20 protein-coding genes are annotated in these 19,608 nt (G+C 69.8%); 11 read left to right on the top strand and 9 right to left on the bottom strand.

What is annotated here, in order from left to right; genetic code table 11:
• The first annotated feature begins 28 nt into the window (after positions 1-28).
• Complete coding sequence (locus ACYVLP_RS19750; RefSeq protein WP_460629024.1) at positions 29-1,516, top strand: glutamate--cysteine ligase; 1,488 nt, start codon at positions 29-31, stop codon at positions 1,514-1,516.
• Positions 1,517-1,544: 28 nt separating this feature from the next.
• On the opposite strand, the gene ACYVLP_RS19745 is transcribed toward ACYVLP_RS19750, so the two are convergent.
• Entirely contained in the window at positions 1,545-2,174 is a 630-nt protein-coding gene (locus ACYVLP_RS19745; RefSeq protein WP_460629023.1) for a histidine phosphatase family protein, read from the bottom strand.
• Positions 2,175-2,208: 34 nt separating this feature from the next.
• Here ACYVLP_RS19745 and ACYVLP_RS19740 point away from each other — a divergent pair, with 34 nt between their 5' ends.
• Together ACYVLP_RS19740 and ACYVLP_RS19735 are read left to right on the top strand one after the other, a co-directional pair.
• A complete protein-coding gene (locus ACYVLP_RS19740; RefSeq protein WP_460629022.1) occupies positions 2,209-3,105 on the top strand; it encodes a PhzF family phenazine biosynthesis protein in 897 nt (298 codons plus the stop codon).
• A 1-nt stretch (position 3,106) separates the two neighbouring features.
• On the top strand, positions 3,107-3,649 hold the full coding sequence (locus tag ACYVLP_RS19735) for a DUF1697 domain-containing protein (protein WP_460629021.1): 543 nt from the start codon (positions 3,107-3,109) through the stop codon (positions 3,647-3,649).
• Between the two features lie 104 nt (positions 3,650-3,753).
• On the opposite strand, the gene ACYVLP_RS19730 is transcribed toward ACYVLP_RS19735, so the two are convergent.
• Positions 3,754-4,518: a TrmH family RNA methyltransferase gene (locus ACYVLP_RS19730; protein ID WP_460629020.1), complete on the bottom strand. Its 765-nt coding sequence runs from the start codon at positions 4,516-4,518 to the stop codon at positions 3,754-3,756.
• Positions 4,519-4,688: 170 nt separating this feature from the next.
• Between ACYVLP_RS19730 and ACYVLP_RS19725 the strand changes: the two genes are divergently transcribed.
• Together ACYVLP_RS19725 and ACYVLP_RS19720 are read left to right on the top strand one after the other, a co-directional pair.
• The gene (locus ACYVLP_RS19725; RefSeq protein ID WP_460629019.1) at positions 4,689-5,852 is read left to right on the top strand and encodes an LLM class flavin-dependent oxidoreductase; all 1,164 of its coding nucleotides are present in this window, start codon (positions 4,689-4,691) and stop codon (positions 5,850-5,852) included.
• Positions 5,852-6,463: a CE1759 family FMN reductase gene (locus tag ACYVLP_RS19720; RefSeq protein WP_460629018.1), complete on the top strand. Its 612-nt coding sequence runs from the start codon at positions 5,852-5,854 to the stop codon at positions 6,461-6,463. The genes ACYVLP_RS19725 and ACYVLP_RS19720 overlap by 1 nt, the downstream gene beginning before the upstream one ends.
• 53 nt (positions 6,464-6,516) lie before the next feature.
• On the opposite strand, the gene lhgO is transcribed toward ACYVLP_RS19720, so the two are convergent.
• Both lhgO and ACYVLP_RS19710 read right to left on the bottom strand, forming a co-directional pair.
• Positions 6,517-7,719, bottom strand: a complete 1,203-nt coding sequence (gene lhgO, locus ACYVLP_RS19715) for an L-2-hydroxyglutarate oxidase (protein WP_460629017.1) — start codon at positions 7,717-7,719, stop codon at positions 6,517-6,519.
• A complete protein-coding gene (locus ACYVLP_RS19710) occupies positions 7,716-8,105 on the bottom strand; it encodes a GNAT family N-acetyltransferase (RefSeq protein WP_460629016.1) in 390 nt (129 codons plus the stop codon). The genes lhgO and ACYVLP_RS19710 overlap by 4 nt, the downstream gene beginning before the upstream one ends.
• A gap of 25 nt (positions 8,106-8,130) precedes the next feature.
• On the opposite strand from ACYVLP_RS19710, the gene ACYVLP_RS19705 reads away from it, so the two are divergent.
• From ACYVLP_RS19705 to ACYVLP_RS19695, 3 genes are all read left to right on the top strand, one after another.
• A complete protein-coding gene (locus ACYVLP_RS19705) occupies positions 8,131-8,751 on the top strand; it encodes an L-threonylcarbamoyladenylate synthase (RefSeq protein ID WP_452271563.1) in 621 nt (206 codons plus the stop codon).
• Between the two features lie 84 nt (positions 8,752-8,835).
• Positions 8,836-10,788, top strand: a complete 1,953-nt coding sequence (locus ACYVLP_RS19700) for an alpha-amylase family protein (RefSeq protein WP_460629015.1) — start codon at positions 8,836-8,838, stop codon at positions 10,786-10,788.
• Positions 10,789-10,842: 54 nt separating this feature from the next.
• The gene (locus ACYVLP_RS19695; RefSeq protein ID WP_460629014.1) at positions 10,843-12,036 is read left to right on the top strand and encodes a Fic family protein; all 1,194 of its coding nucleotides are present in this window, start codon (positions 10,843-10,845) and stop codon (positions 12,034-12,036) included.
• 75 nt (positions 12,037-12,111) lie between these two features.
• On the opposite strand, the gene ACYVLP_RS19690 is transcribed toward ACYVLP_RS19695, so the two are convergent.
• From ACYVLP_RS19690 to ACYVLP_RS19670, 5 genes are all read right to left on the bottom strand, one after another.
• Complete coding sequence (locus ACYVLP_RS19690) at positions 12,112-13,239, bottom strand: DUF2332 domain-containing protein (RefSeq protein ID WP_460629013.1); 1,128 nt, start codon at positions 13,237-13,239, stop codon at positions 12,112-12,114.
• A gap of 3 nt (positions 13,240-13,242) precedes the next feature.
• The gene (locus tag ACYVLP_RS19685) at positions 13,243-14,418 is read right to left on the bottom strand and encodes a methyltransferase domain-containing protein (RefSeq protein ID WP_460629012.1); all 1,176 of its coding nucleotides are present in this window, start codon (positions 14,416-14,418) and stop codon (positions 13,243-13,245) included.
• Between the two features lie 213 nt (positions 14,419-14,631).
• Positions 14,632-15,633: a hypothetical protein gene (locus tag ACYVLP_RS19680; RefSeq protein ID WP_460629011.1), complete on the bottom strand. Its 1,002-nt coding sequence runs from the start codon at positions 15,631-15,633 to the stop codon at positions 14,632-14,634.
• Entirely contained in the window at positions 15,630-16,310 is a 681-nt protein-coding gene (locus ACYVLP_RS19675; RefSeq protein ID WP_460629062.1) for an RNA polymerase sigma factor, read from the bottom strand. The genes ACYVLP_RS19680 and ACYVLP_RS19675 overlap by 4 nt, the downstream gene beginning before the upstream one ends.
• A 53-nt stretch (positions 16,311-16,363) precedes the next feature.
• Complete coding sequence (locus ACYVLP_RS19670) at positions 16,364-16,897, bottom strand: MarR family winged helix-turn-helix transcriptional regulator (RefSeq protein WP_460629010.1); 534 nt, start codon at positions 16,895-16,897, stop codon at positions 16,364-16,366.
• A 91-nt stretch (positions 16,898-16,988) separates the two neighbouring features.
• Between ACYVLP_RS19670 and ACYVLP_RS19665 the strand changes: the two genes are divergently transcribed.
• From ACYVLP_RS19665 to ACYVLP_RS19655, 3 genes are all read left to right on the top strand, one after another.
• Positions 16,989-17,516 carry a hypothetical protein gene (locus tag ACYVLP_RS19665; RefSeq protein ID WP_460629009.1) on the top strand — a complete coding sequence of 176 codons (528 nt, stop codon included), beginning with the start codon at positions 16,989-16,991 and terminating at the stop codon, positions 17,514-17,516.
• Between the two features lie 128 nt (positions 17,517-17,644).
• Positions 17,645-19,021, top strand: a complete 1,377-nt coding sequence (locus ACYVLP_RS19660; RefSeq protein WP_460629008.1) for an MFS transporter — start codon at positions 17,645-17,647, stop codon at positions 19,019-19,021.
• A 119-nt stretch (positions 19,022-19,140) separates the two neighbouring features.
• Positions 19,141-19,500, top strand: coding sequence for an RNA polymerase-binding protein RbpA (locus ACYVLP_RS19655; RefSeq protein ID WP_452271574.1), 360 nt, complete (start codon positions 19,141-19,143; stop codon positions 19,498-19,500).
• Positions 19,501-19,608 lie beyond the last annotated feature (108 nt).

Raw genomic sequence — 19,608 nt, 5'->3', positions numbered from 1 at the left:
GCGTGCCCGAGTGTGGTTGTCTCGTGCCGTGGGAGCCGACGTCGAACAGGCCAGGTACACACGCGAGCAGCGGCAGCAGTATCGCGAGAAGGTGCGTCGCGATCTCGACGTGTTCGAGCGGATGCTCGGGCACAGCCAGTTCGAGTTCGACCGGCCGATGACCGGTCTCGAGATCGAGCTCAACCTCGTGTCCGAGGATCTCGGTCCGAAGCTCGACAACAAGTCCGTGCTCGAGCAGATCGCGGACCCCGACTACCAGACCGAGCTCGCGCGCTACAACATCGAGCTCAACGTCCACCCACGGCCGCTGCCGGGTGACGCCGCGCTCGAGCTCGAGGCGGACCTGCGCGAGTCGCTCAACCGCGCATCGGACAAGGCGGCCGAGCTGCACACCGGGATCGTCGCCATCGGGATCCTGCCGACCGTCATGCCCGAGCACTTCGAGGGCGACTGGATCAGCGAGAACATCCGGTACGCCGCGCTGAACAACGCCGTGCTCGACGCGCGTGGCGAGGACGTCTGGCTGGAGCTCGAGGGCCCGACCGGGGAGCGGATCGCTCGCTACTCCGACAGCCTGGCGCCTGAGTCTGCCTGCACGTCCATCCAGCTGCACCTGCAGGTCCAGCCCGAGCGGTTCGCCGACCACTGGAATGCCGCCCAGGTGCTGGCCGGCCCGCAGCTCGCGCTCGGTGCCAACTCGCCCTTCTTCCTGGGCCAGCGGCTCTGGGCCGAGACCCGGATCCCGCTGTTCACCCAGGCGACCGACACGCGCTCGGTCGAGCTGAAGAACCAGGGGGTCCGCCCGCGAGTGTGGTTCGGAGAGCGCTGGATCACCTCGATCTTCGACCTGTTCGAGGAGAACGTCCGCTACTTCCCGGCGCTGCTGCCGGAGATCTCCGACGAGGAGCCGGAGACCGTCTTCGAGCGTGGCGAGGTGCCCGCCCTCAAGGAGCTGCGCCTGCACAACGGCACGGTCTACCGCTGGAACCGCCCGATCTACGACATCGTCAGCGGCCTGCCGCACCTGCGCGTCGAGAACCGCGTCCTGCCCGCCGGGCCCAGCATCGCCGACGTGCTCGCCAACGCCGCCTTCTACTACGGCACCCTGCGGGTCCTGGCGGAGGAGGACCGGCCGGTCTGGACCCGGATGAGCTTCTCCGCGGCGGAGTCGAACTTCGAGGAGGGCGCCCGCCTCGGCATCGACAGCCGCACGTACTGGCCCGGCTTCGGCGAGGTTCCCTCGACCGAGCTGGTCCTGCGACGACTGCTGCCGATGGCACACGACGGTCTCGACCGGTGGGGCGTGTCGGCAGCCGTGCGCGACCGGTACCTGTCGATCATCGAGCAGCGCTGCATCCGAGGCGTCAACGGGGCGTCGTGGCAGACCGACTGCGTGAGCCGGCTGGAGGCACAGGGCCTGACCCGGGACAAGGCGCTGCGCGAGATGCTCGCGCGCTACATCGAGGGGATGATGGCGAACGAGCCGGTGCACTCCTGGGAGCTGCCGAGCGCCTGACCGGCGATCGGTACGTGAGCCAGCCTCGTCACTCCTCGGTGAGCAGCCGCCACGGCGAGAGGTTGTACATGCCGATGCATCGGGTCGCCCGGTGGTGCGTCAGGACACTCATCGACCCGGCGTCGAGGACGAGCTGCTGACCGAACCGCGGGTCGAGGCCGAGGTAGGTCGCGGTGAGCACCCGCAAGGCATGGCCGTGGCCGAAGAGTGCGACATCGCCGTTGCTGAGGTCGGGCCAGACCTTGTCGATGACCTGCTGCGCTCGCGCGGACACGTCCTCGAGCGTCTCGCCTGGGGTCTCGCCCGGCTTGACGCCGTCGACGAAGACCTCCCACGGGTGGCCCACCTCGGCGCTGATCTGGTTGGTCGTCACTCCCTCGTAGGCGCCGTAGTCCCACTCGCGCAGGAGCGGCTCGACCTCGAAGTCTCCGAGCCCGGCCAGCTCTGCGGTGCGCTTGGCCCGCTGCAGCGGCGAGACGAGCACTCGCTCGAAGGAGTGCCGGCGCAGCACGTCGGCCAGCTCGCGCGCGGCGGCCTCGCCCTCGGGGAGCAGCGGCAGGTCGGTCCGCCCGGTGTGCTGGCCGGTCAGCGACCACTCGGTCTCCCCGTGTCGGAACAGGTAGATGCTGCCGGGGACGACGCGGTCGGGAGCGGCCATGCGGCCCAATGTAGCCCTGCGGCAGACTCTGCTCGTGGACCTTCCATTCGTGCTGCTCAACGTCTTCGCCATCCAGGGAGACCCGTTCTCGGGCAACCAGCTCGCAGTGTTCCCCGAGGCAGCCGGCCTCGATGACGTGACGATGCAGGCTTGGGCGCGTCAGCTCAACCTCAGCGAGACGACCTTCGTCACCGGGGAATCGTCAGGCGACCCGGCCTCCGGTGACGTGCGGATCTTCACAGCGTCGTACGAGATGCCGTTCGCGGGACACCCGACTCTGGGCACCGCACAGGTCGTCGCGGCCCGAGCGGCCGCCCGCGCCGGTGCGCCGGTCGACGCCATCACGCTGCGTATGCCGGCCGGTGCCATCCCGGTGTCGCGGATCGATGGCGGATGGTCGTTGCGGGCGAACCTGCCCAAGCACCGCGATCTCGATGTGACGCGCGCGCAGCTGGCAGCGGCTCTCGGCACGGCCGTGGAAGAGATCGTCGAGGGGTCGGCGCAGTGGGTCGACTGCGGTGTCGAGTCGCTCGTGGTGCGGCTCCACGACGTCGCGGCGTTGCGCACCATGAGTCCGGTCGTGGCCTTGCTCCACGAGTATCTGGACGCCGTCGACCGTCCGCCACACGTCTACGCCTGGGTTCGGACCGGCCAGGAGGCGGTCGAGGCGCGGATGTTCGCTGCAAGCGGGTCGATGCTCGAGGAGGATCCGGCAACGGGCTCGGCCTGTGCGAACCTCGGGGGCTGGTTCGTCGGACGCGGCGAGCGGGACCTGGAGCTCACCGTCGCCCAGGGTGCGCAGACCGGCCGCCCGTCGCGGCTCCGACTCGGTGTGGGACCGGCGGGTGAGATCACGGTCGGCGGCCTGGTCACCGAGGTCGGATCCGGGGTCGTCGCCGCCGCTGGTGCCTCGCAGGTGGCACGATCCTGACATGCCCACATACATCGGCTTTCTTCGCGCGGTGAACCTTGGCAACACGCGCAAGGTGAGCATGCAGAGACTGCGGGAGCTGCTGAGCGACAACGGTTTCGAGGACGTCGAGACTCACATCCAGAGCGGCAACGTCAAGGTTCGCACGGGGACACGCAGCGTCGCCAAGGTCGAGAAGGAGCTGCGCGCACTGATCAGCGACGCGTTCGGCTTCGAGGTCCCTGTCGTCGTCCGCACACCGGCGCAGCTCAAGAGGCTCGCCGCAGAGGCCGACGAGCTCGCCTCACCGATCGCTCCGGACGCGCGCCGCTATGTGACCTTCATGACCGGTGACCTGAAACCCGAGGGCGTGGATTCGCTGCACGCCTGGGATGTGCCCACCGAGGCGGCCCGCGTCATCGACCACGACGTGGTGCTGTTCCTCGCCGACGGGGTCCAAGGATCGCGCCTGACCAACGACCGGATCGAGAGACTCACCGGTGCGGTCGGCACCGCACGGAACATGACGGTCGTGCGGGCTCTGGCCGAGAAATGGTGCGGCTGAGCGGCCCGACGGACCGCAACGAGCCGCCCCGCCCGGCCACGACAGCGCCTACGCCCGCCGGTCGGCATACCTCGTGGCGGTCGGTCGGGACCGGCCATGGGGTCCTAGAGACGGGACCGCCGGACGAGCTCGAAGCAGACGACCGCCGCGGCCGCTGAGACGTTGAGCGACTCCACACCGGACGCCATCGGGATCGATACCCAGGTGTCAACGAGGGCGGCCACCTCGGGATCGAGCCCAGCCGTCTCGCTGCCAAGCACGAAGGCGACGGGCTCGCGCAGGTGGGCCTGGAACAGGTCGTCGTCACCGTCCGCGTCCATGCCTACGACGTGGAACCCGTTGGCCTTCAGGGACGACACGGCTTCGTATGCCGTCGCGACCTTGAGAATGGGGGCGCGGAAGGCGACCCCGGCCGAAGCCTTGACCACAAGCGGGTCGAGGGAGGCGACGCCCTTACGTGGGACGACGACTCCGTCGATGCCGGCGGCGGTCGCCGAGCGCAGGATCATCCCGACGTTCGCCGGTGTCGTGACCCCGTCGAGCACGAGGACCGTCCGCAGGTCGGTCCGGTCGGGACCGTCCAGCGCGGCGGCCAGCGGCCGCATCCTGGGCGCGACGACGTCGGCGAAGACCCCCTGGTCCTGGCGACCGTTGCCCGCCAGCTTCTTGACCCGCTCCGCACTGGCCCGCTGCACCGCGACGCCACGGCGCCGGGCGGCCTGCTCGATGTCACGAATGCCGCCGCCTCGGGCGCTGTCCGCGATGACGACCTTGTCGACGAGCAGGTCGCCGTCGAGAAGCACCTCGTGGACGGGGTTCCGGCCGTAGACCGTGATGAAGCGGTCCTTCGGGGAGATGTCTGTCGTCACGCGCTCAGGATGTCATGGCCAGCTCCTGGCCCGGGTCGATAGCTGCGCTGGGCGCGCTCAGTGGCGGATCGAGCCTGGGCAGCTTGCGCGGCGCGCCGAGCTGCGGGAATGGGGGAGGGGAGGTCCTTGTTAGGTACGATTGAAATATCAACCATTAGGAGCTGGGACACATGCAGTTCGGGATCTTCACCGTCGGCGACGTCACCACGGACCCCACGACCGGCCGGACGCCGACCGAGCACGAGCGGATCAGGGCCACCGTCGAGATCGCCAAGAAGGCCGAGGAGGTCGGTCTTGACGTCTTCGCGACCGGGCAGCACCACAACCCTCCGTTCATCCCGTCCGCGCCGACGACCACCCTTGCGTACATCGCCGCGCAGACCGAGCGGATCCTCCTGTCGACCTCGACCACGCTCATCACCACGACCGACCCGGTTCGTATCGCGGAGGACTACGCGACCCTGCAGCACCTGAGCGAGGGGCGGATGGACCTCATGATGGGCCGCGGCAACACCGGCCCCGTCTACCCGTGGTTCGGCAAGGACATCCGCGACGGGATCCCGCTCGCGATCGAGAACTACGCGCTGCTGCATCGCCTGTGGCGCGAGGATGTCGTCAGCTGGCAGGGCAAGTACCGCACCCCGCTGCAAGGGTTCACCTCCACGCCCCGCCCGCTGGACGGCATACCCCCGTTCGTGTGGCACGGCTCGATCCGCAGCCCCGAGATCGCCGAGCAGGCCGCCTACTACGGTGACGGCTTCTTCTCGAACCACATCTTCTGGCCGGCCGAGCACACCGCCCAGATGGTCGCGCTCTACCGCCGCCGCTTCGAGCACTACGGCCACGGCAGCGCCGACCAGGCCATCGTCGGGCTCGGGGGACAGGTCTTCATGCGCAAGAGCTCCCAGGACGCCGTCCGCGAGTTCCGTCCGTACTTCGACAACGCGCCGGTCTACGGGCACGGGCCCTCCCTCGAGGAGTTCACCGCGCAGACGCCGCTGACCGTGGGCAGCCCCCAGCAGGTCATCGAGCGCACCCTTGGCTTCCGTGACTACGTCGGGGACTACCAGCGCCAGCTGTGGCTCCTCGACCACGCGGGCCTTCCGCTGAAGACCGTGCTCGAGCAGCTCGACATCCTCGGCGAGGAGGTCGTCCCGGTCCTGCGCAAGGAGTTCGCCGCGCTCAAGCCCGCCCACGTCCCGGACGCGCCCACCCACGCCGGCCTCGTCGCCGCTGCCGGCGGCGGTCGCGACGCGACCGTCACCGCGGTCGACGACGTCACCGGTGCGTCCCCCGACGCCACCACCGCTTCGACCCTTCCGGAGGTGCACTGATGAACCCGATCCACATCGCGGTGATCACGGCCGGCCTCACGCAGCCGTCATCGACCCGCCTGCTCGCCGACCGGCTCACCGAGGCGACCGTACGTGCCCTCTCGCCGCGAGAGGTCGTCGTCGAGGTCGTCGAGGTGCGCGACATCGCGCACGACCTGACCAACAACGTCCTCACCGGCTTCGCGTCGCCTGACCTTCAGGTTCGGCTGGACGCGATCTCTGAGGCGGACGCAGTCATCGTCGCCACCCCCGTGTATGCCGCGTCGTACAGCGGGCTGTTCAAGATGCTCATCGACGTCCTGCCGAAGGACACCCTGCGCAACACCCCCGTGCTGGTCGGGGCGACCGGTGGCACGGCGCGACACTCTCTCGCCATCGACCACGCACTCCGTCCGCTGTTCGCGCACCTCGGCGCGCTGGTCGCTCCGACCGCTGTCTTCGCGGCGTCCGAGGACTGGGGGAGCGTCGACGCCGGCCGCCTCGACGACCGCATCGACCGGGCGGGTTCCGCATTCGCCGACCTCGTCGCGGGCCGACCGGCCCGGACCCGCGTCGACCCGTTCGAGCAGGTCACCCCCTTCGAGTCCATGCTGTCGGACCTCGCTCGCTGAGCAGGCTCACTCGACGAGAGAGTGCACGTCGAGTGAGCACCTCCACACGTGACTCAGGCGATGTCGAGCCGGTCGACGACCATGTCCGCGATCGCCAGCGAGGCCGTGGCGGCGGGCGAGGGTGCGTTACGGATGCAGAAGACCGGGCCGACCTGGGAGAAGCGGAAGTCCTCGACCAGTGAGCCGTCGGTATCCATCGCCTGGGCCCGCACGCCGGCCTCGGTGCCGAGCACGTCGTCGTCGCCGATCTCCGGCACGTAGCGACGCACGCGCGCGACGAAGCGACGGCGGCTCACCGACCCGGCCACCTCGTGCAGGCCGGTCCGGATGTTGCCGCGCGCAAACCGACGAAAACCCTTGGAGAGCAAGAGCTCTCGCATCTCATGCACGTCAACCGCGCGCTTGGTGTAGCCCTCGCGGGCAGTCGCGAGAACCGCGTTCGGGCCGAGCAGGACCTCGCCGTCGACCCGCCTGGTCAGGTGCACCCCGAGGAACGGGTAGGCCGGGTCCGGAACCGGGTAGATGAGCCCTCTCACCAGGTGCCGCGCCTCCGGCCGGAGCCGGTGGTACTCGCCGCGGAACGGGACGATCCGTGGCTCGAGCACGTCGCCCGCCAGGGCGGCGAGACGGTCTGCGTGCAGCCCTCCGGCCAGCACGACCCGATCGGCCGCCAGGACGCGCCCATCGCGCGCGACGACCTCGACGCCGCCGTCGTCACGGGCGGCCAGACCCACGACGTCGAACCCCGTGACGAGACCGGCTTCCTGCTCCCCGGCGTCATCGAGGAAGGAGCGGGCAATGGCGGCGAAGTCGACAATGGCCGTCGTCGGGGAGTGCAGGGCGGCCCGGCCGACGACGTGTGGCTCGATCTCGCGCAGCTGCTCCGGCCCAAGCCAGCGCAGCCCAGGCACTCCGTTCGCGCTGGCCCGGGACTCCAGCGTCCGCAGCCGGACCTCCTCCTCCGCGTCGAGCGCCACGACCACCTTGCCGACCTCGTCGAAAGCGAGCCCCTTCTCGGCGCAGTAGGTGCGCAGGCGACGGACGCCCTCGCGCGAGAACACGGCCTTGTCGGACCCCGGCGCGTAGTAGATGCCCGCGTGGACGACCCCGCTGTTGTGCGAGGTCTGGTGGAGTCCCGGGGCGCGCTCCTTCTCGACGACGGTCACCTCGGGGCGTGGCGCGAGACGGGTGAGCCTGCGGGCGACGGCAGAGCCGACGATCCCAGCACCGACGACGACGACGCGGCTCCGGCTCATCTGTCCGAGCCGGAGCCTCCGGCGATGGCCGCCGCTGCACGTTCGGCGGCCTCGACGTCAGCCTTCGTCGCGTGGGCCACGTGGGCGGCATACGGCTCCGGGTGGCGTCGCAGGTACGTGCGGATGTAGGGACACAGAGCGACGACCGCGCGCCCGGCGGCGATCGTCGTGTCGAGGGCGTATGCCGCGAGCCGGCCGGCGAGCCCCTGCCCCTCGTACTCCGGGTCGACCTCGGTGTGGAAGAACACGATCCGCTCGGGGTCCTCGCCCGACGCCGGCACGACCGCATATGCCGCCAGGCCGATGACCTTTCCCTCCTGCCTGATCTCGAAACGACCTCGCTCGCGGTTGTCGACGATCTCGACGGGGGCTTCCTCGGCGCTCATATGGCCAGCATGGCAGGGTGAGGCCATGGCGAAGTACTTCGACGTGCACCCGGTCGACCCGCAGCCACGGGCGATCGGGCAGGCCGTCGACATCCTGCGCGACGGCGGTCTCATCGCGTACCCCACGGACTCCTGCTTCGCCCTCGGATGCTCCCTCGACAACCCCGAGGGCAAGGAGCGCATCCTGCGGATCAGACACCTCGACGAGAAGCACCATTTCACCCTGGTGTGCGCGGACTTCGCCCAGCTCGGCCAGCTCGTCCACCTCGACAACTCGGTGTTCCGCGCCATCAAGGCCGCGACTCCCGGGCCGTACACGTTCATCCTCCCCGCGACCCGCGAGGTGCCGAGGCGGCTGCTGCACCCGAAGAAGCGGACCGTCGGGGTGCGCATCCCGGAGCATCCCGTCGTGCGTGAGCTGCTCAAGGCGCTCGGCGAGCCGATCCTGTCCAGCACGCTCCTGCTGCCGGGCGACGAGGCACCGATGACCGAGGGATGGGAGATCAAGGACCGGCTCGACCACGTCATCGACGCGGTCATCGACTCGGGGGAGTGCGGGCTGGAGCCGACGACGGTCGTCGACTACTCGGACGGCTACCCAGAGGTGACGCGCGTGGGCGCGGGTGACCCGACGCCCTTCGAGTGAAACCCGCACGGTCCGGACCGGCACTCTGAGCACGACGTCGCGTCGCCCCTGTCGCGGCTGCCCGAGGTGCTGTTCAATCGGCGCATGGGCACGCGCCAGGGACCGACGTCGGAGTCGCTGCGGCCGATGCTGGAGGACCTCGACGACTCCGAGCGCGAGACGATCCAGCTTCGGCTCGAGCGGTGGAGTGACGACCTCGTCGCCGCGCTCGCCCAGCTCTACCCCGAGCACGACATCAGCTCGCTGGCCGCCCGGCTCGTCGAGCGGGCCGTTGCGGCGTTTCGGGTCAGGGACCCCGAGCTGCGCCGGCTCGACCAGCGTCGACTGCTGCGCCCGGACTGGCTCCAGCAACCCGGCATGTTCGGATACGCCTGCTACACAGAGAGGTTCGCCGACACCCTGCCCGGCGTGGCGAAACATCTGGACTACCTCGGCGACCTTGGCGTCACCTACCTGCATCTCATGCCGCTGCTGCGCCCACGCGACGGAGACAACGATGGAGGGTACGCCGTCCAGGACTACCGGAGTGTCCGCCCTGACCTCGGCGACGTGGACGACCTGCGGGCGCTCACCGCCACGCTGCGTCGTGAGGGGATCTCCCTGGTCCTCGACCTCGTGCTCAACCACGTCGCGCGTGAGCACGAGTGGGCCGCGCGGGCCCGGGCGGGGGAGCGGCGGTACCGCGACTACTTCCACGTCTACCCGGACCGCGTGATGCCGGACGCGTACGAGCGGACCCTTCCGGAGGTCTTTCCCGACTTCGCGCCCGGCAACTTCACGTGGGACGACGACCTCGGCGGCTGGGTGTGGACCACGTTCAACGAGTGGCAGTGGGACGTCAACTGGGCCAACCCGGACGTCCTCGTCGAGTTCGCGGACATCGTCCTCTACCTGGCTAACCTCGGGGTCGAGGTGCTGCGGCTCGACGCCATCGCCTTCACGTGGAAGCGTCTCGGCACGAACTGCCAGAACCAGCCCGAGGTGCACGCGGTCACCCAGGCCCTGCGCACCGTGGCCCGGATCGCCTGTCCCGCGCTGACGTTCAAGGCCGAGGCGATCGTCGGCCCGCGAGACCTCGTGCAGTACCTCGGCCAGGGCGAGCACGCCGGCCGCGTCAGCGACCTGGCCTACCACAACAGCCTCATGGTCCAGGTGTGGTCGATGCTCGCGACCCAGAGCACCGGCCTGGCCAAGCGTGCGCTGTCGGCCCTGCCGTCGACCCCGACGAGCGGCACCTGGATCTGCTATGTGCGATGCCACGACGACATCGGGTGGGCGATCGACGACGCCGACGCTGCCGCAGCCGGGCTCGACGGCTATGCCCATCGACGCTTCCTGTCGGACTGGTACGCCGGCGACTTCCCCGGGTCGTGGTCGCGGGGCCTCGTCTTCCAGCACAACCCGCTGACCGGCGACAAGCGGATCAGCGGGACCGCTGCGTCGCTGGCGGGCCTGGCCGACGCCGACGAGCGAGGTGACGACGAGGCCGTCGGGCTGGGCTTGGCGCGAGTCTTCCTCGCGCACGCCGTCGTGGCCGGCTGGGGCGGCATACCCGTGGTGTGGAGCGGGGACGAGCTCGGGATGCCGAACGACCCGCAGTGGGCTCGGGAGCCGGGCCACGAGGACGACAACCGCTGGGCTCATCGAGAGCGGCTTGACTGGAGCAGGGCCGACACGAGGGCCGATCCGGCGACGACGTCGGGCAAGGTCTTCCAGGGACTGGCACACCTGGCCTCGGTCCGCGCCTCGCTCCCGCAGCTGCACGCGTCGGCGACCACACACGTGCCGGCCGGCGGCGACGACGGGGTGCTCGTCGTGGTGCGCAGCCACCCGAGCGGGTCGATGGTCTGCGTCTACAACGTCACCGACCGGTGGCAGACGGTTGCGACGAGCCACTTCACCCAGGCCGGCATCGAGCGTCCGGTCGACGCGCTCGGGGGACACCCGGTCTATGGCGGCGCGGACGGACGAGCGGCCTTGAGCCCGTATGCCGCGTGGTGGGTTGTCGAGGCGCGGCCGGACGTGCCGCATCTCTGACTCAGAGCTGCCCCTTAGTTAAGGTTATCCGCTAACCTTTATCAAGGAGGTGGCATGGCAACGACATCGACGTGGCCCGCACTCGGCCGGCGAACTGTTCCCTGGCAGCCGGTCGAAGGAGTCCTCGACCTGTCCCGTCGCGCCCAGCGCGCGACCCCGGCTCGCTACGAGGCGGCGGTGGTGTCCACCATCGCCGGCGCCTCGCTCGTGCTGCCCAGCGACCTGGTGGCAGACCTCGACGACGCCACGCGGCTGCTGGCCGCGTTCGACGCCGGGGGAGCGGGGGAGATCGCTCCCTTCGCGTCTGTGCTGCTGCGCTCCGAGAGCGCCGCGAGCTCCCAGATCGAGAACCTCACCTCCTCGGCCCGGGCCCTCGCCGAGGCCGAGATCGGAGAGGGCAACCGCGCCAACGCTTCGGTGATCCTCGGCAACGTCCGGACGATGCAGGCGGCGCTCGACCTCGCGGGGCACCTCGACGAGCGCGCCGTGCTCGCGATGCACCGCGCTCTGATGGCACAGCAGAGCCGGCACGCGGCGGGCCAGTGGCGCGACCAGCAGGTCTGGGTCGGCGGGTCACCCCTGCACCCCGGTGACGCCCAGTACGTGCCGCCGGTCGCCGCTGACGTCCCTGGCCTCATGGCCGACCTGGTGGCGTTCATGGACCGCGACGACCTGCCGCCGCTGGCCCATGCGGCGCTGGCCCATGCGCAGTTCGAGACCATCCACCCGTTCACCGACGGGAACGGCCGCACCGGGCGGGCACTGCTGCACTCAGTGTTGCTCCACACCGGCGCGATCCACCGCGTGACCGTGCCGATCTCCGCAGGGCTGCTGGCCATCCGGGACGAGTACTTCGACGCCCTGACTGCGTACCGCCGAGGCGACGTCGAGCCGATCCTCAGGTGCGTCGCGGAGGCGTCCCGAAACGGCACGCACATCGGCGAGCGACTGGTCGGCGCACTGCGCGAGGTCAGGCAAGGGTGGGCGGAGCGCCTGACGGCCCGCGCCGGTTCTGCCTCGTGGGCGCTGCTCGACCTTCTCCTTCGGCAGCCCGTGGTCACCGCGCGCGTCGTCGTCCGCGACCTCGGGGTGTCTGCTCCCACGGCGCAGGCGGCGCTGCACCGGCTCGTCGCCGACGGCATCCTCCTCGAGTCGACCGGGCACCGGCGCAACCGCGTCTACCGCGCGCCCGCGGTGCTACGGGCGCTCGACGAGTATGCCGCTGGGCTGGGACGCCGCGCCCGGTAGACCACCCGGACAGGTTCGGCACGCGTGCGGTTACGAATTCGCTTGTGCCACAATAGAATTCGCCGGTAATCAACATTATGATGTTTGGCCTGGGACATTGCTGAGGTCCAGCCACTCGCCGTGCGGGTGGCACGTGCCGAGACAGAGCGGCTCGAGCTCGTGGCCGCCTCGCCAGCGGCGCAGGCCCAGCACTGTGCCACCCGCGTCCTCGTCGAGGCCTTCGGGCACCGGGATCCCGGGCACCGAGCCCGGCGGCTCTGCGGTCAGCCAGGACACCGCCGGCATGCCGCTCGCCAGCCCACCCAGCCGCGTCGCCACGTCCGCGCGACGCTCCCGCTCGACGTACGTCAGCGCCCAGGAGCTGTAGACGACGACGTGCTCGATGTCGGCCCGGCTCGTCGCGACGTCGACGGCTGCGTCGAGGTCGTCCACCAGATCGCCCGCGACCACTGGGGGAGGATCGGATGCCAGCAGACCCCGCGCCGCGTCGAACCGCTCGACCCGACCGGGAACGTCCGGCCACAGGCATGCCTCAAGCCACCGCACCGAGTCCTGGTCGTCGAGCCGCACCGGCTGGCGGTCGACCCCAGCGCGGCCGAGCACCCGGGGCAGCGGTCCGACCCGCACGGGCGACGCAGAGCGGTCCTCACCGTGGCAGCGAACCGGTGAGGTTGGGTCGCCCGCGGTGGAGACGCTTCCGTCGCGGCCCAGCGAGACGGCATACCGGTCGAGGCCCAACAGCAGGCCGGCGCTGGCGCCGAGCTCGACGAGAGCGACGCCCTCCGAGGCAGCCCGGTCAGCGGCCGCGGCGACGACACCTGCGGCGAGGTAGACGCACCGGTTGACCTCGTTCGTCTGCGTCGAGCGGGCGGCGATCGTCGAGGTCAGCTCGACCCGGTGGGCCAGGACCGTGTCGCGCACCTCTGGCCAGGGGTCGCCGGAGGGCACGGCGCCGCGGCCCACGACGCTTGCATACCACCGCGCGGCGGGCAGGCTCGGCTCGCGAAGGACGAGCTCGTGCAGCGCCGCGAGCCAGAGCACCGGCCGGTCCTGTCCGGGTCGCGCGGCAAGGAGCAGGCTCGCGGTGTCGTCGTCCGTGGACAGGTGCCTGGTCAGCGCGCCGTACAGCGGCAGCGCGGCATACTCGGCGGCGAACTCGGCGAACCGTCGCTGGATCGTCGTGAGGCGCTTGTCTCGGGCCATGGCTCAGTCTGTTCGCTCGAGGAGCACGGCAACCTCGTGGTGCGCCGTCTGGGGGAACATGTCGAACAGCCGCGCCTCGCGGACCGCGAACGACGGCAGCGCAGCGAGGTCGCGTGCGAGGCTGTCGACGTTGCAGCTCGAGTACAGGACATGCCGCGGTCGCGTGCCTTCGAGCCAAGCAGCGAGCCCGGCGCCGATGCCACGACGGGGTGGGTTGACGACAACCACCGACTGAGCATCCTGGTGATCCAGCGCGTCGCCGTCGAAGGCGGTCGGGTCGGTGGCGTCACCCGCCTCGAAGGTCGTCGGCCCGAGGTCCGGGTGCGCAGCACGCAGCTCATCAGCGCTTCGGCGGGCGCTCTCGACGGCGTCCTCCGAAAGCTCGACACCGAGCACCTCACGCCGTCGCGTCGCATCGAATCCCGTTGCGTGCAAGGCGAATCCACCCACACCGCAGTACAGGTCCAGCACCCGCTCCGGGTCGACCCGGTCAACCCACTCGCGCGCCTGGCGGTAGAGGCCTGCGGCCACCATGGTGTTGGTCTGGAAGAAGCTGTTCGGTCGCAGGTGCAGAGTTATGTCATTCACCGGCATGGTCAGAGCGTCCTGGTCTGTGAGCACGATCTCGGTGTCGCCCTCCACGACGGCCTGGTGCACTGGCTGCAGGTTGACCGACACGACGGCAACCTCCGGAAGCAGGCCCAGGACGAGACCGAGACGAGAGCGCAGCAGCGCCAGGTGGCGCTGGGACCGCAGCACGAAGCGCAGCATGACCTCACCCGTGGGGGAGAGGGTCAGCAGGACGTGCTTCAGCTCGCCCCGGCGGTCGGGGACGGCATACGGCTCGAGGCCCAGCTCGTCCACGACTGCCGCAACGCGGGGGATGAGGCGCTGAAGCGGCAGCTCGTAGAGCCCGCAGTGCCTGAGGTCCACGCCGCGGCCCGCGGCATCGAGGATCCCGACGGTGACCGACCCGGTCTCACCGGCCACGACGAGCTTTGCCTTGTTCCGGAAGGCGGACTCCGGGCTGGCGAACGGCGCAAGCCAGGTGGCGCCCACGGCGACCGGAGCCAGCACGTGCGCGACGCGACGCTGCTTGTCAGCGAGCTGGACGGCATACGGCACGCCCATGAGCGCGCAGGAACGGCAGCGGCCCGCGTCGTAGTAGTCGCACTGCACCGGCCAAGGCTACGGCGTACGCAAGATTCCACTCGAGGCGCGCAGACGGGGAGGTGCCTCTGCGGTCGCTCGAACGTGAAAATGACATAATGTTGATTATCGGCGTTTAGACCGTCGGTCGGCTCGCACGACGCATCGCTGGTCAGGTCGCGATGGTGGCTGCCAAGGCAACAACGTTCGCGACCTGACCAGCGATGCGTCCGGCACGCTGAGTCAGCTGCTCGGCGCCGCTGACCCGGACGCTTCCTTGACCGGACTGTTCGCGGCTCCACTCGTCACCGCGGCCGGCACGCCGGTGACGACCTCGGACGTCAGCGTCTCCGACCTGAAGGTCAGGTCCGGAGCGGTCAGCGTCTCTGCGACCAGCCGGGTCGTTCTTGCATCGAAGACCAGTGACTGGCGGACGCCCGGCCGGGCGCGGTCGTCGGTGAATGTCAACGTGACCTGTCCGAGCGACTCGACGGCTGAGACCTCCGGCAGCTGGCCCAGCGCCTGGATCGCCGCCGCGCGGACGGCCGGTGGCGTGTAACCCATCCGCGTCATGTCTCCGACGGCCACGAACACCGCCTCATCCGTGCTGGTCGAGCCCTCGACGCGGCCCTCGAGGTGGTCGAGCAGCGCATCGGCGTCGGTAGGCAGCGTCGCGACGCCACGCGGCGACATGTCGACAGGGCCGCCGTCGAGGCTCGGGAGCGACAGGTAGCTGATCTGACCGTTGTCGGTGTCCTTGCGCCAGACGTGACCATCCGAGTCTGTCCAGGACTCGTGGGTGCGCGTTCCGTTCGCGGACTCGCCACCGCCATGCTGGGTCTCCCGAACGACCATGTGCAGGAACTTCCCGTCAGGGATCACGAGGGCGTGACTGCGACCAGCGGCCTGGGCCAGCCGGTCGATGGCGCCTGCTGCCGGGAGCGACTGCGGCGTGAGCAGCGCCGGCACGACCGAGATGGCGACGGCGGCCGCCGCGGCGACACCGGCGAGCGCCACCAGACGTCGCCTGCCGCGGATCGGACCGCTGGTCGCACCGGGGCGCCTGGGTGCACCGCCTCCGTCGGTCTGGACGTATCCGTCTGACGAGGCGGCGGTGAGGATGCCCGCGAGCACGCGCTCACGGCGGTCGGGACTCCAGGCGGCGTTGAGGTCGTCGCTCGTGGGTCGGTGCCCGGCCAGACGGACAAGGTCGGCAGCCTCGTCGAGGTCGAGGTCGTTGGTCATGAGAGCTCCTGGGCGATGCTGAGTCGAGGGGTTTCGGTGGCGGGTCCAGGCCGCGGTGGGACGCCCGCGACACTCGGCCCGCCTTGTGTGACAGTGCCGCCCGTCTGCATGACGAGAGCTGCGCCGTCTGAGTCGAGGCGGGCGCGCATCCGAGCGCGAGCGCGGCTGAGGCGCACGGTAAACGCCCGTGGCGAGCACCCGGCGACCGCTGCTGCGTCGGCGACGGACAACCCGTCCCACGCGACGAGCAACAGAGCTTCCCGCTCCGGTCGGGTGCACGACTCGAGGGCGTCGACGTAGCGGTCACGCTCCACGACGGCGTCCTCTGCCGGCGCTGCAGCGTGCAGGTGCCACTGGGATCTCACGGTGGCCAGCCACAGGCGGTCGGCCCGGGCGCCGGCCCGGCGCTGGTTCGCGAGCAGGTTCCTGGCGACGACCAGCAGCCACGGCAGCGGTTCGTCAGGCAGCTCGGACCTGCGACGCCAGGCCACGAGGAACGTCTCGGAGACGACGTCATCGGCGGCGTCAGCGGGAGCGTGGCGGCGCGCGTAGGCGAACAAGCGAGGTGCGTGTGCTCTGAAGAGCTCCTCGAGCCGAGCAGTGTCGTCGTCGGGCCGGCCGGCCTGTCGGAGGTCAGGCGGATCACTCGGGCCCGGTGGGCCAGGTGGCTTCGGCACGTTGGGTGCGTTCGGTGAGGTCACACCAGGAACTGTCCGCCCGGCGCCGGATGTCACGGCGACTCGCCCATGGGTTCGTGCAGCGGTCCCGACTCCACGAGGTCGAGCCACCGGCGCAGCAGGCTTTGCAGGGACGTTCTGTCTGGTGCGCTGAGGCCGGTGAGCAGCAGGTCGTCCCTGGCCATGACGTCGGCAAACACCTCGTCGAGTCTCGCCAGCCCGTGTGGAGTGAGCTGGACATGCACCGTCCGGCGGTCGGGCTCCTCCCGCACCCGCTGCACGAAGCCGAGCCGCTCCATGGCTGCGACGCGCTGCGTGGTGGCTCCTGGCGTGACTCGGCAGCGTCGGGACAGCTCGCCTGCGGTCAGGCGGTACGGCGGGCCGCCGCGCCGGAGTGTGCCGAGGACGTCGAGGTGGCTCTGGTCGATGCCGTGCTCGGCCAGCACGCGCGCGCGGTTCGCCATCACGGCGGCGCCGAGACGCCAGACCGGCGTGATGATCCCGATCGATGACACGTCGACATCGGGTCGCTCGCGGTGCCACGCCGCGATGATGCCCTCGACCTCGTCCCCCGCTCGCCCCGTCATGGAGCGACACTTTAGCGCTAAAGCACGCTCGCTCCCAGGGGCCCAGGTGAGACGATTTCGGACACTGGTTCGGACACCGGAAGGAGTCCGTATGAATCTCTCGACCTTCTATGCCGTCGTCTCGGCCACGTGTTTCACCCTGGTCGGGCTCTGGTGGACCGCGATCGACCGCCGGCGCGACCTGCTCGTCTCCCCCGGCGCCCGCCGTGCCGTCGGCGGGGTCTACCTGACCTTCTTCCTGCCCGGGCTGATGGGGCTGTTCGCCCAGATCGACCCTGGCAGCGCGTGGCTCTGGCGCACCACGTTCGCCGCCGCCGCAGTCCTCGGCGCCTGGTCGACGCTCCGGCTGATCCAGGTCGACCGTGGTTCCGGCGCGCGCGGGCCGTTCCGACGCAACCGTTGGCTGGTGGCCGTCCTGTATGCCGTCATCTTCGTCGTCGGCGCCGCGCCTGAGCTCTTCGAGTCGCTGGGCCTCAATGCGCTGCGCGCTGCGGGTATCGCGATCGTGTGTCTCGTCGCTCTGGGTCACGGGCTGGCCTGGGAGCTGTTGACGACGGTCGCCCCCAGCGAGCAGCACCTCCCCTCCCCCGCCTCCGGATCTGACGAGCAGACACTTTAGCGCTAAATGAATGGATGGCCCCGTCTCTCATCGTCATCACCGGCGCAGGATCCCGGTCGCCCGACTGAAACAGCGTGTTCACCCACTCACACCCCTGCCACCCCGCCTCTTGTGACACAGTTCGTCGCATGTCGCAAGCCGTCGTGAACAAGGCGCGTCCGGAGACCAAGGAACAGCGCGCGTGGTACTGGTACGACTGGGCCAACTCGGCCTATGTCACGACCACCGCCACGGTCCTCATGAGCCCTTATCTGACGGTTGTCGCGGAGGAGGCCGCCTGTCCCGGTCTGCCCGACGGCGCGGACTGTACGACGAACCTGTCGGTCCTCGGGATCCCCGTCGCGCCGGGTTCGCTGTGGTTCTTCACAGTCACCTTCACGACGATCCTCTCGGCCATCGTGCTCATCTTCATCGGCGCCATCGCCGACCGCAGCCCGAAGCCCACCAGGCTTTTCGGCGCCTTCGCCTGGGTGGGTGCGCTCGCGGCGAGCCTGATGTTCTTCGTGGCCGGGAGCAACTGGCAGCTCGGAGCCGCACTCGTCGTCGTGGCGGGCATCGCCCTCGGCGCGTCCCTGGTGATCTATGACTCGATCCTCATCCGGATCGCCAACGAGAACGAGCGCGACCGGGTGTCGTCCAAAGGCTGGGCCTTCGGCTACCTCGGCGGCGGCATCCTGTTGGCCCTCAACTTCGCTCTCGACTTCTTCCACGAGGACCTCGGCCTCACCCGGGAGATGAGCACCCGCATCAGCATCCTGTCGGCGGGCCTCTGGTGGGCCGGGTTCACGATCATCCCGTACCTCGGCCTGCGCCATCTGACGGGCACGGTCGAGACTCCGGTCGAGCGCCAGGCGGGTGTCGTCGGCGGCAGCATCGCCCAGCTGCGCAGCACCTTCCGAGACCTGGCCAACTACCCCCAGACGAAGCTGTTCCTGCTGGCGTACCTGTTCTTCAACGACGGCATCCAGACCGTCATCGGCAGCTCGAGCGTGTATGGGTCCAAGGAGCTGCAGTTCTCGGAGACGACCGTGCTGGGCGTGTTCCTGTTCGTCCAGTTCGTGGCGTTCGGCGGTGCCCGGCTGTTCGGCCGCGTCGCCGCGTCGATCGGCGCCTGGCGCACCGTCCTGTGGGGCATCGCCTTGTGGACCCTCGTCGTCCTCATCGCGTTCGTCGTGCCCTCCAGGTCGCTGGGCATCTTCGTCGCCCTCGCCTTCTGCATCGGCATCGTGCTCGGCGGCACCCAGGCGCTGTCGCGGTCGCTCTACAGCCAGCTCATCCCCAAGGGCCGGGAGGCTGAGTACTTCAGCCTCTACCAGGCCATGGAGCGCGGCACGAGCTGGCTCGGCACCCTCATCTTCGGCCTCGTCTACCAGTTCACCCACAGCTACCGGTGGGCGATCATCGCCCTGATCATCTTCTTCGTCGTCGGCGGCATCATCCTGTCGCGCGTGCGGATGCGCGAAGGAATCGAACAAGCAGGCAACCCGGTGCCCGCCGTCGTCTGAGACTCGCTTACAATTCGCAGTTTCTCGGGGAACAAGTCAACGATGTCGCTCGTTCAAGCGTCTGTGAGGGTGTGACACCGACCGGTGTCGACAGTGGCAGAAGTCTTGGAGGGGTCCACATGGCCGATCGAGCACTACGCGGTTCCAACCTCGGGTCGAGGAGCATGGAGTCCGACGAGAACGTCGTTCCCAGCGAGCGTCAGATCACCGTCTATGTGTGCCCCGAAGGCCATCGCACCGAGCTGCCCTTCTCCATCGAGGCCGAGATCCCGCCCACGTGGGAGTGCCGTTGCGGCCTCGACGCGAAGCTGCAGGGTGGGCCCGAGCCGGAGGCCAAGCCGGTCAAGCACCAGCGCACGCACTGGGACATGCTGCTCGAGCGCCGCTCCATCCCCGAGCTCGAGGAGCTCCTCGAGGAGCGCCTGACGCTGCTTCGCGAGTCCCGCGGTGAGAAGCCGCGCCGCCGCAAGAGCGCCTGAGCCGCCCCGCCCCGACAGGCATCAGAACGCAACACCGGAGAGCCCGCCCCGTTCGTGGAGGCGGGCTTTTCGCATGCCCACCTTTCCCGTCGAGGTTGGGGCCGTATG

The sequence above is a fragment of the Intrasporangium mesophilum genome (genome assembly GCF_054783095.1).
This window is presented reverse-complemented; position numbering and strand designations above follow the sequence as displayed.